This window comes from Streptosporangium sp. NPDC001681, from assembly GCF_040298085.1.
In the GTDB taxonomy this organism is placed as follows: domain Bacteria; phylum Actinomycetota; class Actinomycetes; order Streptosporangiales; family Streptosporangiaceae; genus Streptosporangium.
In genome coordinates this window covers 1-14,177 of record NZ_JBEOZN010000041.1, presented here as the reverse complement: position 1 = coordinate 14,177, position 14,177 = coordinate 1, and the positions used below count along the sequence as shown (strand labels likewise).

Below are 14,177 nucleotides of genomic sequence, written 5' to 3'. Positions count from 1 at the left end.
TCACAGTCCCGCTTGGCACGTACTTGCGCACGCACTTGCAATCGCGTGTGCATACATCGACAAATCTTTCATAACAGCTCATTTTCCGACTCAGCACCCGTGCCCGAAACCTCGCCGAGGCCACCGGCCCGAGGCGAGGTCGCAGGTGTCGTCGTGCGGGACACCCCGGCCGGCCGCGGTACGGCGGGACAGCATGCCGCGCACGATGTCGCACAGCTCGCTCGTCTCCCTCGGCGACAGCACCCGGCTGAGGCGGCGCTCGACCACTCCCCCGTTCAACGGTCCCGGCGCCTTCGTCACGTTGAGGTAGCCGGACAGGAACGCGATCCGGAACAGCTTCTCCTGCGAGGGCGACTCGGCGGGGACGCGACCCGTCTCGCCGTCCCGGGGCACCTCCAGCCCACCGAGCAGCAGGTGCGCGGCGGCCCGTTGCAGGGCCAGCCCGTACGCGCGCACGGCCTCGTCGGGGGAGAAGGCGACGATCGAGCGCCCGACGGCCTCGGCCGAGCCGGGCGACAGGTCGGTGATGCCGGTCTCCTCGCCGAGACGGGTGTAGACGCGCACGACCTGCTCCCCCACGTACCCGGGCTGGAGGTGCTGGGAGAGCGTGACCGTCACCGTGGACCCGTCGGGGTTGTGCACCTCGGCGATGTCGGCCGCGTGGGTGACGTAGGTGGTGGAGTGCGCACGCTCGCACCATGGAGGGCACGGAGTCTCGATGTGGGAGCGAGAAGTCCCGACAGAGGCAGTGAGGTCGTCCATCCCGATCCTTCCAGCGTGGAGATCCGCGTGCGGGCGCGACGGCGGATCGCGCCCGGCCACGAGCCGGGGACCGCCGCTCGGGTCCGTGCTCGTGCCGATCGGTTTCGAGGTCGCTTTCACCCACAGGTACGCAGGGCCGGCGCGCCGGGTTCAGCCCGGCCCGGGTGATCGGCACGACCTACCGGCCCGCGAGGAACTCGGCCTGCTCTCCCTCTCGGCGGGCGAAACCATCCGCTGAACCGGCCGGCGGACCTTAACCTGCTTTTAGGGTTGGCGCAGCGTGGCGCTAATGGGGCACCCGGCAAGCTCGGGGACATGCGAAACACTACGAAACTCACCATCGCCGCCACCGGACTCCTCGCCGTCATCGCCGGAGGTGGCGCGGTCGCCTCCGCCGGAACCACGACGCCCACCCCGGCCCCCAGCGGCACGGCGACGACTCCCGCGCCGGTGAATCCGACGCCCGACGCCGAGAGCACCCCCGCGCCCGGCGAGGCGGCGGCCGAGATCTCGCGGGACGAGGCCGTCAGGATCGCTCAGGAGAAGGTGCCCGGCGCCAAGCTCGTCAAGGTCGAGTTCGACGGCGACGAGACTCCCGCCAACTGGGAGGTCGAGCTCCGCGAAGGCGATGTCGAGCACGACTTCGACGTCGACGCCGCCACCGGCGCGATCCTGGAGCAGGACCGGGAGGCCGTGGACGACGACGCCGACGACAGCGCCTCCGACGACAACGCCACCAACGGCAGGGACGACCACGGCAACCGGGATGACAGGGACGACAGGGACGACCACGAAGACCGGGACGACCACGGCAACCGGGATCACCACGACGACCGGGACGACCACCACGACCGGGACGATGACTGACCACCTGACCGGCGTGAGGAGCCCGTGGCGCCCCTGTGCCACGGGTTCCCCTGCCGAACCGGCTACTCCTCCCCGGACCGCGGGGCGCGGTCCCCGGCACCCCGCACGACCTCCTCGGCGACACCTTCCCGGACGTACCCCCTGCCCGTGAGAACGGCCGCGGAGGACGCGGCCGTCAGCGCCGCCGCACCCGGTAGGCCAGCGCCGCGAGGGCGGTGACCCCCAGGAGCCCCGCGACCAGGTACGAGGGCCGCCACCAGGAGCCGCCCTCCACGACCGCCACGGTGGTCACATCGCCGGGTGCACCCCCCGCGGGCGCCGCCGCCGGGGTGGCGACGGGCGTGGCGGAAGCGCTGGAGGCGGCATCGCCCAGGGGGACGGCCGGCGGCCGGATCGCCCCCCAGTGCTCCTGCGGCGGCTGGGCGGCGATCGACTGCCTGAACTCACTGGGAATCGGGGCGATCTCCAGCCCTCCCGGCACGGTGAGGGTGCCGATCCGGTAGGGCGCGAACCAGCCCTGGATGGCCTCCACCTCCCACGTTCCCTCGGGCAGCGAGATCGCGGTGGCGTAGTGGGCGGGCTCCTTCAACTTCACTCCGACAAACTTGAGGCTTTTCTTCCCGTCGGTGAACTTCAGCGCGACCTCGCCCAGGTCTTCGCCCAGGTACGGGTGGGTGCCGTGCTGGAGCAGCCAGAAGCCGAGCGTGTACGTCGTGTCCGGGTCCGTCTTCGCGGGAACCGGGTCCATCACGGTGATCGCCCAGCCTCCGGCCCGCGCCGGTGCGGCCAGGGCCAGCAGGGGGACGATGAACGCCAGGAGGATAAGGGTTCGTCTCATGCGGGAGGTACACCGGCCGGGCCGGTCAGGTTCCCGTCACCGGGCGGGTGCGAGGCCGGATCGGCGGGCACGGCGAGACGGCCACGGCCGGGAGTCGAGGCCGAAAGCAGGGGTATGGACAGCAGATGAGCCTTCAGGAAGAACTGCGGCAGGTCGAAGAGGATCTGGAGAGACTGCGTAACGAGGTCGCCGAGATGCGCAGGCAGGTCGGAGAGCTCGGCCCCACCGACCCCGTCGAACGATCAATGATGATCAACCAGGCCGACGAGCAGGAGATCCTCGTCAGCGAGCTCGACGCCAGGCGCGAAGACCTCCTCAAGCGCCTCGGCAAGGAGTGAACGGGACCACCGGCACCAAGAGGCCCCTACCTGCGGTTCGTTACATTCGGTTATCTATGATTTCCCAGGGTAACCATAACAGCGAACCACCATCAGGGGGATGAAATGATCAGTACGCTTCACAAAATGGGCGTGAAGTCCAACGCGATGTACATCGCCGGAATCGCCTCGGTCGGCCTGTCCTTCGCGGCGTGGCTGGCATCGAATTCGGCGGAGAAGGCAGGCATCGACCGGGCGGACCGGTGGGGGATCTTCATCGGTGAGTGGGCACCCACCTTCTTCGGGATGGGGATCGCGCTGCGCATGGAGGAGGCCCGCGACGAAATGCGGCCGACGGAGCAGGAGATGCTCCACGGCACGTACGCCGAGGGCAGAATGCCCTCGCGTGCGGGTGTCTAGGTCCTGTCTCGCGGATCCTGCTCTGGCGAGGATCGGTCAGGTGGTGCCTCGCGAGGCGGAGGAGGGAGCCGCGGCGGGCCGCGGTGACCGACGGCAACGCGGCGAGGCGCCACCTGACCGTGCCGTTGGATGATCGAAGGCGGGGCGTGTCCACCGGGACGCACCCCGCCTTCGTGCCCGGCCCGCATTCCCGCTCCGCCCGCCGGAAGACGGGTCACGGCGCTGTGACCAGGGCCGGATGTCTCGGGTCGTCGACGCGGACGACCATGTCGGCGACCCGCGCCGGCGCGACCTCCGCCTCGTAGCGCGCGTAGGCGGGCAACGTCCAGCGCTCCTCGTCCGGGGTGCGCCGGGCGAGCGCGCCCGGCGAGAGCCTCAGGTGCACGGTCAGGTCGAACGGCAGCCCCCTGCCCAGCAGCAGCGGACCGGCCAGCAGCAGCACCCCACCTGGGGGGACGGTGACGTAGGGTGCGCGGGTGGCCCGATCGATCGTGCTGTCCCACAGCGTGGGCAGCACCTTCCCCGACCGGCCGGGAGCGAGCGGCCCCAGAACCTCGCGGACCAGCCCTTTGTAGTCGAACCAGTCGGTGTAGAAGGAGTCAGGATCGGTCCTGCCGTACTCGAAACGGAGCGAGGCCGGGCGCAGGAAGTCGGCGGAGAGGACACGGAGCACCTCCCGGCCGCGGAGCCGGAGCGGGTCAACCAGCGCGTCGGCGAGATCCCCGGGCCGCGCCGCCGGCGCTCCGTCGAGCGCGACGCGCACCCAGGAGTCGCGGGGCTCCGCGTCCACCCGGTCCGCTACTTCCTCCACCAGTGACGACGGGGAGATCGGCATTATGTCCACTCCACCATCCTGGCCGACACCCGACCTGTCTCCGACCGTGGATCGGCCGACCACCATGCCCGGGTCAAGGTCGGACGTGATGCCGATCAAAAGTCGGTCTGCCCGGGTTGTCCCGCCGCTACGGGCGGTAACGATCCATATGGGATCGACGGTTCGGCCGTGACTGAGCGTCGGCCTCCCGGTCGCGTCACGTCCCTGTCGGCGCGACCCGGTAGTTGGCGTGATCTTCACGTCTTTCCGCAACCGAGATCACGGCACGTTACGCACGGAGACAGTGATGTCAGGAGGATTTCAGTGATCAAGCGCGGTAAGCCGACCAAGAACGGCCAGGTCAAGCTGACTTTCACCATAGCGGAGGGCCCGGCCAGGGGAGGGGTTTCACTGGTCGGCGACTTCAACGGCTGGGACCCCTACGCCCACCCCATGCAACGCAAGGAGAACGGCACCTACCAGGTGAGCCTGACCGTCCCCGCACGGCAGCCCATCCGTTTCCGCTATCTCGCGGACGGCGGCGTGTGGTTCGACGACGCCGACGCCGATCACCACGACGAGCACGGCGGCCGGATCAACCCGGTGGACGTCCAGGAAGCGCCGGAGGGAATCACCTCGGCGCCCAGCGTCGGCAAGCCGATGCGGCAGACGCTCACGGCGGGGCCGCCGGTCACGAACTCGGTATCCGCCTCGTAAGGTCTGGCAACCACGCATGGAACGGAGTCCCGTTCGCGGGACATGCCGTTGCGCCGTCTCCGCGATCATCGGGGCAACCTGCCCCTTCCCGTCCCCGTGAGGGCGTGAAAAGGCAGGCTGCCCCGCCCGCGGACGGTGACCGGGTTCTCACTGATGGCCGCCGAGCACACCGAGGGTGTCGCGGGCGAGTTGAAGCTCCTCTCTCGGACGGATCCCCAGCACGGGCACGGGTACGCCGGGTGCGCTGACCATCCCGTCGACGTCGAGGTCGGTGCGGACGGGCGGCTCGATCCCGAGCAGCGCGAGCCCGCGGCAGACGGCTTCGCGGACCTCCGGCTGATCCCAGCCGATCTCCCCGGTGAAGACGAGCGCGTCCAGCCGGTCCAGGCTCGTCGCGGCCGCGGCGATCTCCCGGCTCACCCGGTACGCGAACACCTCCAGGGCCAGGGCCGCGGCGGGGGCGCCGGAGGCGACCAGTTCCCGGGTGTCGCCCGACTCCCCGTCCGAGAGTCCGAGCAGTCCCGACCGGTGTTCCAGGCCGTCGCGCAGCTCGTCGAGCGTGAGCCGGGAACCGGACAGCAGCCAGAGCAGCATGCCGGGGTCGACGCTCCCCGAACGCGTGCTCATCGGCACCCCCTCCAGCGGGGTGAACCCCATCGAGGTGTCCATGCTGCGGCCCTCGCGGACCGCGCACACCGAGGAGCCTCCGCCGAGATGGGTCAGGACGACCTGGAGTGCGCGAACGGGCCGGTCAAGCAGTTCCGCGGCCCGCCCCAGCGCCCAGGCGTAGGACAGACCGTGGAAGCCGTAGCGGCGCAGGCCGTACCGGCTCCTCCACCGCGCGGGCAGCGCGTAGGTGACGGCGCGGTCCGGAAGCCCGGCGTGGAAGGCGGTGTCGGGGCAGAGCACGTGCGGGAGGCCGGGCAGCCGGCGCCGGGCGGCCTCGACGAGTGCGAGCGCGGGCGGCACATGCAGCGGGGCAAGGTCCGCGTACTCTCTTACCGCGTCCAGCACGTCGTCATCGACGACCGTCGGCTTCCGTACGGCCTCACCGCCGTGTACCAGCCGGTGGCCGACCGCGGCGAGGCCGCCGTCCGGGACGTCGGCGATGAAGTCCCCGATCGTCCGCTCCGCCGACCCGGGATCGGGACTCCGCTCGCTGTGCTCGGTGCGCAGGACCTCGCCGTCGCGGACGAGGTGAAGCTGGAGGCTCGATGATCCCGCGTTGACCGTGAGCACTGCCAGGCCTGTGGTTCCCATTTTCCGGGCCTGCCCGGAGGCGGAACGGGCAAACGGCGTTTCCCCGAGCGGGTCCGCTTCGTGTCGGGCGCCGTCCCGACATCCGGCGGTTCACGGTCACCCGTTGAACTGTCACAAGCCACGGGCGTACGGTGGTGCTGATGGCACCAGTCCTTGCACGGCTCCCGACAGGGCGCTGTCTCCAACTGCCGTAGACAGCGGGGCGATATGACTCGGCTTTCCGTCACCGTGGACGCGCGTCCGCAGTTCTCCGTAGTGACCCTGATCGGCGATCTGGACAAATCATCGGCTCCCCTGCTGGAGGAGAGGCTCGCGGAGTTCATGAGGCGGGGCCATGTCTGCCTGGTCGTCGACACGACGGAGCTGGAATTCTGCGATTCCACGGGCATCTGGGTGCTGCTGACGAGCCTGCGGCGCGCCTACGAGCGCAAGGGCTGGCTGCGCCTCGTCGGCGTGCACGGATTCCTCGCCCGCCTGCTCGATCTGACCAAACTGCGAGACGCGTTTCCCATCGCCTCCACGGTCGAGGAGTCGGTGCGTGAACTCTCCGGTGAGAGCGTCACCGCCTCACGTTGATTCCCGGCGGCCCTCCGGCGATCGGCCCCGCGGCGGGATCGTGAGCCGGACCGCGGACACGGACATGGCTGCCGGACGCGCCCGCTCCCCGAGGAGAGCGGGCGGGCGGATCAGCCGCGGGAGACCAGGCGGACGAACTCCTCGAACGAGAAGCGGCCGTCGCCGTCGGAGTCGCCGTCCCGGTTCAGCGACCCGATGGCCTCCGCGGGCAGGTCGGGGAAGTGCCCGCTGAACTCCGCCTCCGTGATGAATCCGTCACCGTCGGCGTCGATGGCCGCGAACGCCTGCCTGAGTTCCGCCAACCGCTCCCCCGTGGGCTCTGTCGACATGGTGACCCGCCTCTCTCAACGACCCGCACTTCGATCAGCAGCCAACTTACGGGAGGAGCCACCCGCACAGCTACACCGCGATGTATGTCATGTTTTATTACTAAAAATCCGCTTTGCTGGCGCGGTCCCCGTACCCCGCGCCTACCGCACCCGAGAGCCCGACGTGACCCGCGACTACACCTCTGACCTGCGGCGACAGGCAGCCTCCGGGTAACGCCCGCCTTTGATCGTCAGTAGACTGCGAGCATGATTCGCCCCGCAACACCGGATGACATTCCGACGATCATCGACATGATCCACGGCCTCGCGGAGTACGAGAAGGCTCCGGATCAGGTCAAGAACACCCCGGACCTGCTCCGTGAGGCGCTCTTCGGCTCCTCCCCCAGCGTGTTCTGCCACATGGCCACCGACGGGGACAGCGCCACGGGGTTCGCGATCTGGTTCGTCTCCTACTCGACCTGGACCGGCACGCACGGGGTCTACCTCGAAGATCTCTTCGTCCGTCCCGAGCACCGGCGTGGCGGGTACGGCAGGGAACTGCTCACCGAACTGGCCCGCATCTGCGTGGAGCGCGGCTACGACCGGTTCGAGTGGTCGGTGCTCGACTGGAACGCCCCCGCCATCGACTTCTACCGGTCGCTCGGCGCGGAACCACAGGACGAGTGGGACAGGTACCGGCTCGCGGGCCCCGCGCTCGAGAAGCTCGCCGCGACGGAGAGAAAGCAGTAGTCACACCGGGTCCGTCCTCGCCGCCAAGACCGGCCGGAACACCGTTCCGGCCGGTCTTGGCGTTTTCCGCATGGCATTCCCCGCACCATCCGGAAGCCCTCGCGCGAAAACCTCACCGGAACACGCTCAGGCCGTGAACCTTTCATCTCGCAAAACCGCCCTCCACCCCTCCGACCTGCTGCGACAGCCTGTCATCGGACCTCGGGAAAGGCAGTCCATTTACACCCCTGGACCGACGACCTAGAGTCCGTCTCGCGTGGGCGCCTCACCGCCATTGATCAACTACTCGTCATCCCTCGAAAGGGAGGGTAATTCTGTGAGTAAATGGCGAAGTATGGCTGTCGCCAGTGTGGCCACATTAATGACCGCACTGCTCGCCGTCGTCCTCATTCCCCAGTCGGCCTCGGCGCACGGCGCCATGATGACGCCTGGCAGCCGGACCTTTTTCTGCTGGCAGGACGGCCTCTCCCCGCAGGGGAACATCGTCCCCATCAACCCGGCCTGCTCGGCGGCGGTGGCCCAGAGCGGAGCCAACTCGCTCTACAACTGGTTCAGCGTGCTGCGGTCCGACGGTGCCGGGCGGACCCAGGGGTTCATCCCGGACGGTCAGGCGTGCAGCGGCGGCAACCCCGGCTACAGCGGGTACGACCTGCCGAGCGCCGACTGGCCGGTGACGCACCTGACCTCGGGCGCGTCGATCCAGTTCAAGTACAACAAGTGGGCCGCCCACCCCGGCTGGTTCTACCTCTACATCACCAAGGACGGCTGGAACCCCAACCGGGCACTGACCTGGGGTGACCTGGAGAGCACGCCCTTCCACACGGCCGACCACCCGCAGAGCGTCGGCTCACCGGGTACCAACGACGCCCACTACTACTGGAACGCCACGCTGCCCTCGAACAAGACGGGCCGCCACATCATCTACTCGGTGTGGAAGCGCTCCGACTCGGCCGAGACGTTCTACAACTGCTCCGACGTGGTCTTCGACGGTGGCAACGGCGAGGTGACCGGCGTGGGTCGGCCGGGCACCAACCCGACCCCCAGCCCGACACCGACCGTGACGCCGACCGTGACGCCGACGCCCGGCCCCGGCGGGTCGTGCACCGCCTCCTACAAGACCATCAACTCCTGGTCGGGCGGCTTCCAGGCCGAGGTGACCGTGAGCAACCCGGGTTCCGCCGCCATCAACGGCTGGACCGCGAAGTGGACGCTCGGCAGCGGCAGTGCCATAAACAGCCTGTGGAACGGCACGTACACCACATCGGGGTCCGCGGTCACGGCCAAGAACGCCGACTGGAACCGGACGATAGCGGCCGGAGGCTCGACCACCTTCGGGTTCACCGCCTCGGGCACCAGCGGCTCCCCGACCGTCACCTGTACCAGCCCATAACGGGACGTGGTCCCGCCGGTGCCCGACGGGCGCCGGCGGGACCACGCGCGTTTCCCCGTCTCACCCCGCCGTGTCCGTACCGGGCCCGTGTCCTCGCGGAAGGGATTCCCGTGCCGCCCACCACGAAGATCGCGCAACTGCTGGGTCTCGTCTCGCTCGGCGCGGCGGTGGCCCTGATCGCGGTGGCCTGCGCAGGCCGGGCACCGGAGGGCGGGCACACCGCGGCGCACCTCCCCTCCCCGCTCCCCCCTCAGACCACCTCGGCGCCACCGCCTTCCCCGGCCGTCCAGCGAGACACCCCGGCCGCGCTCCCGGCCGCGGCGAAGTGCCGGGCGACGGTCACCCTGGTGGAGTCGTGGCCCGGCGGCTACCGAGGCGCCGCGACGATCACCAACGACGGTGAGCAGCCGCTGGGCGGCTGGTACATCCAGTGGATGCTGCCGCAGGGGGCGACCCTCACCCAGGCGTGGAACGGCACCCACATGCAGAGCGGCCCCGTCGCGATGATCCACGCCTTGGGCGACAGGCCGCCGCTGCGGCCGGGAGCGACCGCCACCGACATCGGCTTCGTGGGAGCCGCCGCCACCCCCCCGACCTTCACCGAGATCACCTGCGGTTAGCGGCACCCCGAGGCGGGCGCCCGTTCCCGGTCGGCTGAGGCCGAACGCGTCCGCGAGCGTCCCCACCCGGTCCTCGAACCGGTGGCGATCGGCTCCCTCGCCATGCCCCTCGCGCTGGGCGGCGGTGCGCGGATCACCGGCGGCGGGCTCCACCTCAGCGGCACCGGCACCGCGGTGTGCCGGGGGTCCGTGTGACCTCACCCTGGAGCTCCGCGCGCGGCTGGACACCGACGTGGTGCGCGGTTCTTTTCCGGCTCCCGCGTGATTCCCGCCTCCGGCTCTCCGACCCGCCGGGGAGGTGAGGCGGTAGCTTGGGACCGCCATCAAGAAGGAAGAGAGATCGTGACCACGTCTATTCATCAGCGGATCGCCGAAGAGCTGGGTGTGCGCGAGCGACAGGTGCAGGCGGCGGTGGACCTGCTCGACGGCGGCGCCACCGTGCCGTTCATCGCCCGCTACCGCAAGGAAGCCACCGAGATGCTCGACGACACGCAGCTGCGCACTCTGGAGGAGAGGCTGCGCTATCTGCGAGAGCTGGAGGAGCGGCGCACCGCGATCCTGGAATCGATCGAAGGCCAGGGCAAGCTCGACGACGCCCTGCGGGCACAGATCATGGCGGCCGATTCCAAGGCCCGCCTGGAGGACATCTACCTTCCCTACAAGCCCAAGCGGCGGACCAAGGCGCAGATCGCCAGGGAGGCGGGGCTCGAACCGCTCGCCGACGGCCTGCTGGCGGACCCGTCGGTCGACCCGCGGGCCGCGGCGGAGGCGTTCGTCGGCGAGGGGGTGGCCGACGCCGCCGCCGCGCTTGACGGTGCCCGCGCGATCCTGGTCGAGCGGTTCGGCGAGGACGCCGACCTGGTCGGCGAGCTGCGCGAGCGGATGTGGACGAAGGGGCGCCTGGTCGCCGCGGTCCGCGAGGGCAAGGAGGCGGAGGGCGCCAAGTTCTCCGACTACTTCGACTTCGCCGAGCCGTTCACCAAGCTGCCCTCGCACCGGATCCTGGCGATGTTCCGGGGGGAGAAGGAGGAGGTCCTCACCCTCACCCTGGAGCCGGAGCCGGAGCCCACCGGCACCTACGAGGGCCGCGTCGCGCACCGCTTCGGCATCGCCGACCGGGGCAGGCCCGCCGACGCGTGGCTGGCCGACACGGTCCGCTGGGCCTGGCGCACCCGCATCCTCGTCCACCTCGGCATCGACCTGCGGACGCGCATGTGGCAGGCCGCCGAGGAGGAGGCGGTCCGGGTGTTCGCCGCGAACCTGCGCGACCTGCTGCTCGCCGCGCCCGCGGGGAGCCGCGCGACCATGGGGCTGGACCCGGGGCTGCGCACCGGCGTGAAGGTCGCGGTGGTTGACGCGACCGGCAAGGTGCTGGCCACCGACACGATCTACCCCCACGAACCGCGCCGCCAGTGGGACCAGTCGCTGGCCACCCTCGCCGCGCTGGCGAAGAAGTACGGCGTGGAACTCGTCTCCATCGGCAACGGCACCGCCTCGCGCGAGACCGACAAGCTCGCGGGCGAGCTGGTGAAGCTGGTCCCCGGGCTGACCAAGGTCGTGGTGTCGGAGGCCGGGGCCTCGGTCTACTCCGCCTCGGCGTTCGCCTCGCAGGAGCTGCCCGGCATGGACGTGTCGCTGCGCGGCGCCGTGTCGATCGCCCGGCGACTCCAGGACCCGCTGGCCGAACTGGTCAAGATCGACCCCAAGTCGATCGGCGTCGGCCAGTACCAGCACGACCTCGCCGAGACCAAGCTCTCCCGCTCCCTCGACGCGGTGGTGGAGGACTGCGTGAACGCGGTCGGCGTCGACGTCAACACCGCCTCGGCACCGCTGCTCACCCGGGTGTCGGGCATCGGCTCCGGGCTCGCCGAGAACATCGTCCAGCATCGCGACGCCAACGGCCCGTTCCGTTCCCGCAAGGCGCTGAAGGACGTGGCCAGGCTCGGCCCGAAGGCCTTCGAGCAGTGCGCGGGCTTCCTGCGCATCCGCGGCGGCGACGACCCGCTCGACACCTCCAGCGTGCACCCGGAGTCCTACCCGGTGGTGCGGCGCATCCTGCAGAGCACCGGCGGTGACATCACCACCCTGATCGGCAACGGTACGGTGCTGCGGGCCCTGCGCCCGGCGGAGTTCGTGGACGACACCTTCGGGCTGCCGACCGTCACCGACATCCTCTCCGAGTTGGAGAAGCCGGGCCGTGACCCGCGCCCGGCCTTCAAGACGGCGACCTTCAAGGAGGGCGTGGAGAAGCTCTCCGACCTCACCCCCGGCATGCTGCTGGAGGGCGTGGTCACCAACGTGGCGGCCTTCGGCGCCTTCGTCGACGTCGGCGTGCACCAGGACGGCCTGGTGCACGTGTCGGCGCTGTCGCACAACTTCGTCAAGGACCCGCGCGAGGTGGTCAAGCCCGGTGACATCGTCAGGGTGAAGGTGCTCGACGTCGACATCCCCCGCAAGCGCATCTCGCTCACCCTGCGCCTGGACGACGACGTCAAGCCGTCCGGCCCGCGAGGACCGCGCGACCAGCGCGACCAGCAGGGCGGTGGCGGTCAGCGCCAAGGCGACGGCGGCAGGCAAGGCGGCGGGCAAGGCGGCGGGCAAGGACGCGGCGACCGGCAGCGGCAGGACCGCGGGGGCCGGCAGCGTAACGCGCCGAGCGGCGCGATGGCCGACGCCCTGCGCCGCGCCGGGCTCGACGGCTCCGGCGGTCGCCCCTGATCCGTACCGGATGATCCGGACGGCGGGTGAGAAACCCTCGGCGCCGGCGGCTTCCGGGCAGGAGGCCGCCGGTGCCGCACGGAACCACGACGGGGACAGGCCCGGTGGCCTCCGCGAACGGGCCGCCGACGCCGCACGATCCCCGCGCGCGCCGTCAGCGGATCGCTGGCGTTCTGACGGACCCCTCTGACAGGGACCACCCCCTGGAACGGTCCCATCCGCAGGTCGCCGTCTCGCGCCTCCGCACAGATCACAGCGTTTCGCACGGGCGGGCGAGCCGGACTGTGCGGCTTTTTTTACCTCTTGTATTGACTGGAGAACGAAGTCTGACCTAAGGTCCCGGGCAAGCGAGACCTTGCCTTGAAGGGACCCCCCATGACTCGCTCTCTCCAACGCGGGGCGTTGGCGGATGCGAGGCGCGCCGACCGCTCCCCTTCCGGGCAAGATCTCGCCTCCCCCTGCCGTATCCGTCGCGGCAGGACCTCAGGGCACGCCGAGCGGCGCGCCGCCACACGTCAGGCCCACCGGGTCGCGTACGGCCATTCGCAAAAGCACGCTCGTCATGTCCGGCCCCCCGCACGCCCCCCAAGACGGAAGGAAATCCGCGTATGGCCGCCAGACAGTCGCCTCCCCGGCGCCGTCGCACGCCGCTCCCGACCACCCTCGGCGGGATGCTCACCGTCGTCGCCCTCGCCCTCGCCGGTGTGACGGTCGCGTCACCGGCCGCCGCCGCCACCGGGCAGATCACCGGCATCGGCGGCAAGTGCGTCGACGTCGCCGGCGCCAGCAGCGCCAACGGCACCGCGATCCAGCTCTACGACTGCAACGGCACCGCCGCCCAGCAGTGGACCCGTAACGGCGACGGCACCATCAGGGCGCTGGGCAAGTGCCTGGACGTCACCGCCGCCGGCACCGCCAACGGAACGCAGATCCAGCTCTACGACTGCAACGGCACCGCGGCCCAGCAGTGGGTCTACAGCGCCGCGAACGACCTGGTGAACCCCGCCGCCAACAAGTGCCTGGACGCCACCGGTCAGTCCAGCGCCAACGGCACCCGCCTGCAGATCTGGGAGTGCAGCGGCAACGCCAACCAGAAGTGGACCGCCCCGAGCGACGGCGGTCCCCCTCCCACGACTCCCCCGGGCAAGATGGCCGGAGCTCCGTACCTCTACATGGGCTGGGGCAACCCGCCGAACCCCGCGACGGTCATGAGTGCCACCGGCGTGAAGTCCTTCACCATGGCGTTCATCCTGTCCGGCGGCGGCTGCACCCCGCGCTGGGACGGCTCCAGGCCGCTGACCGGCGGCGCCGACCAGACCGCGATCAACCAGATCAAGGCCGCGGGCGGCAGCGTCCAGGTCTCCTTCGGCGGCTGGTCGGGCAACAAGCTCGGCCCGAACTGCTCCACCCCGGCCGCCTACGCGGGAGCGGTGCAGCAGGTCATCAACGCGGTCGGCCCGGCGGTCGTCGACTTCGACATCGAGAACAGCGATGAGTTCGAGAACTACACCGTCCAGGACCGCATCCTCAACGGCCTGAAGATCGTCAAGCAGAACAACCCCAACGTCAAGATCGCCGTCACCTTCGGCACCGGGACCGGCGGCCCGAGCGCGGCCGGTATCCGCCTGATCAACCAGGCCAAGGCGCTGGCCGTGCCGATCGACAACTACACGATCATGCCGTTCAACTTCGGCGCCTCGAACATCTACAACGCCACGGTCAGTTCCTCCGAGGGCCTGAAGAACGCGCTGAAGGCGGCCAACGGCTGGACCGACGCGCAGGCGTACGCCCGGATGGGCATCTCCGGCATGAACGGCCTG

The 14,177-nt window shown here is 70.1% G+C and carries 15 protein-coding genes; 10 read left to right on the top strand and 5 right to left on the bottom strand.

The window, feature by feature from the left end; genetic code table 11:
* Nucleotides 1-90: 90 nt before the first annotated feature.
* Nucleotides 91-762, bottom strand: coding sequence for a DUF6907 domain-containing protein (locus tag ABT130_RS20010; protein ID WP_350957183.1), 672 nt, complete (start codon nt 760-762; stop codon nt 91-93).
* Nucleotides 763-1,077: 315 nt separating this feature from the next.
* On the opposite strand from ABT130_RS20010, the gene ABT130_RS20005 reads away from it, so the two are divergent.
* The gene (locus ABT130_RS20005) at nt 1,078-1,629 is read left to right on the top strand and encodes a PepSY domain-containing protein (protein WP_350957181.1); all 552 of its coding nucleotides are present in this window, start codon (nt 1,078-1,080) and stop codon (nt 1,627-1,629) included.
* 175 nt (nt 1,630-1,804) lie between these two features.
* On the opposite strand, the gene ABT130_RS20000 is transcribed toward ABT130_RS20005, so the two are convergent.
* Nucleotides 1,805-2,467, bottom strand: coding sequence for a hypothetical protein (locus ABT130_RS20000; RefSeq protein ID WP_350957179.1), 663 nt, complete (start codon nt 2,465-2,467; stop codon nt 1,805-1,807).
* 125 nt (nt 2,468-2,592) lie between these two features.
* Between ABT130_RS20000 and ABT130_RS19995 the strand changes: the two genes are divergently transcribed.
* Together ABT130_RS19995 and ABT130_RS19990 are read left to right on the top strand one after the other, a co-directional pair.
* The gene (locus ABT130_RS19995) at nt 2,593-2,805 is read left to right on the top strand and encodes a hypothetical protein (RefSeq protein ID WP_350957177.1); all 213 of its coding nucleotides are present in this window, start codon (nt 2,593-2,595) and stop codon (nt 2,803-2,805) included.
* Between the two features lie 126 nt (nt 2,806-2,931).
* The gene (locus tag ABT130_RS19990) at nt 2,932-3,204 is read left to right on the top strand and encodes a hypothetical protein (RefSeq protein WP_350957175.1); all 273 of its coding nucleotides are present in this window, start codon (nt 2,932-2,934) and stop codon (nt 3,202-3,204) included.
* 214 nt (nt 3,205-3,418) lie between these two features.
* Here ABT130_RS19990 and ABT130_RS19985 read toward each other — a convergent pair whose 3' ends face one another.
* Entirely contained in the window at nt 3,419-4,039 is a 621-nt protein-coding gene (locus ABT130_RS19985; protein WP_350957282.1) for a nucleoside/nucleotide kinase family protein, read from the bottom strand.
* A 303-nt stretch (nt 4,040-4,342) separates the two neighbouring features.
* Between ABT130_RS19985 and ABT130_RS19980 the strand changes: the two genes are divergently transcribed.
* Nucleotides 4,343-4,735 (top strand): isoamylase early set domain-containing protein, encoded by a 393-nt coding sequence (locus tag ABT130_RS19980; RefSeq protein WP_350921284.1) that lies wholly within the window; start codon nt 4,343-4,345, stop codon nt 4,733-4,735.
* A gap of 147 nt (nt 4,736-4,882) precedes the next feature.
* Here the strand turns inward: ABT130_RS19980 and ABT130_RS19975 are convergent, their stop codons facing one another.
* Nucleotides 4,883-5,995 carry an acetate/propionate family kinase gene (locus ABT130_RS19975; protein WP_350957173.1) on the bottom strand — a complete coding sequence of 371 codons (1,113 nt, stop codon included), beginning with the start codon at nt 5,993-5,995 and terminating at the stop codon, nt 4,883-4,885.
* Between the two features lie 207 nt (nt 5,996-6,202).
* Here ABT130_RS19975 and ABT130_RS19970 point away from each other — a divergent pair, with 207 nt between their 5' ends.
* Nucleotides 6,203-6,571: an STAS domain-containing protein gene (locus ABT130_RS19970; protein ID WP_350957171.1), complete on the top strand. Its 369-nt coding sequence runs from the start codon at nt 6,203-6,205 to the stop codon at nt 6,569-6,571.
* Nucleotides 6,572-6,681: 110 nt separating this feature from the next.
* Here ABT130_RS19970 and ABT130_RS19965 read toward each other — a convergent pair whose 3' ends face one another.
* Nucleotides 6,682-6,900, bottom strand: coding sequence for an EF-hand domain-containing protein (locus tag ABT130_RS19965; protein ID WP_350921277.1), 219 nt, complete (start codon nt 6,898-6,900; stop codon nt 6,682-6,684).
* A 246-nt stretch (nt 6,901-7,146) separates the two neighbouring features.
* On the opposite strand from ABT130_RS19965, the gene ABT130_RS19960 reads away from it, so the two are divergent.
* The 5 genes from ABT130_RS19960 to ABT130_RS19940 form a co-directional block, all read left to right on the top strand.
* Nucleotides 7,147-7,629 carry a GNAT family N-acetyltransferase gene (locus ABT130_RS19960; protein WP_350957169.1) on the top strand — a complete coding sequence of 161 codons (483 nt, stop codon included), beginning with the start codon at nt 7,147-7,149 and terminating at the stop codon, nt 7,627-7,629.
* 361 nt (nt 7,630-7,990) lie between these two features.
* Nucleotides 7,991-9,019 (top strand): lytic polysaccharide monooxygenase auxiliary activity family 9 protein, encoded by a 1,029-nt coding sequence (locus tag ABT130_RS19955; protein ID WP_350957167.1) that lies wholly within the window; start codon nt 7,991-7,993, stop codon nt 9,017-9,019.
* 110 nt (nt 9,020-9,129) lie between these two features.
* A complete protein-coding gene (locus ABT130_RS19950) occupies nt 9,130-9,639 on the top strand; it encodes a cellulose binding domain-containing protein (RefSeq protein WP_350957165.1) in 510 nt (169 codons plus the stop codon).
* A gap of 342 nt (nt 9,640-9,981) precedes the next feature.
* Nucleotides 9,982-12,357 carry a Tex family protein gene (locus ABT130_RS19945; protein ID WP_350957163.1) on the top strand — a complete coding sequence of 792 codons (2,376 nt, stop codon included), beginning with the start codon at nt 9,982-9,984 and terminating at the stop codon, nt 12,355-12,357.
* 608 nt (nt 12,358-12,965) lie between these two features.
* Nucleotides 12,966-14,177, top strand: a 1,212-nt coding sequence (locus ABT130_RS19940; protein ID WP_350957161.1) for a ricin-type beta-trefoil lectin domain protein, incomplete at its 3' end; no start/stop codon positions are given.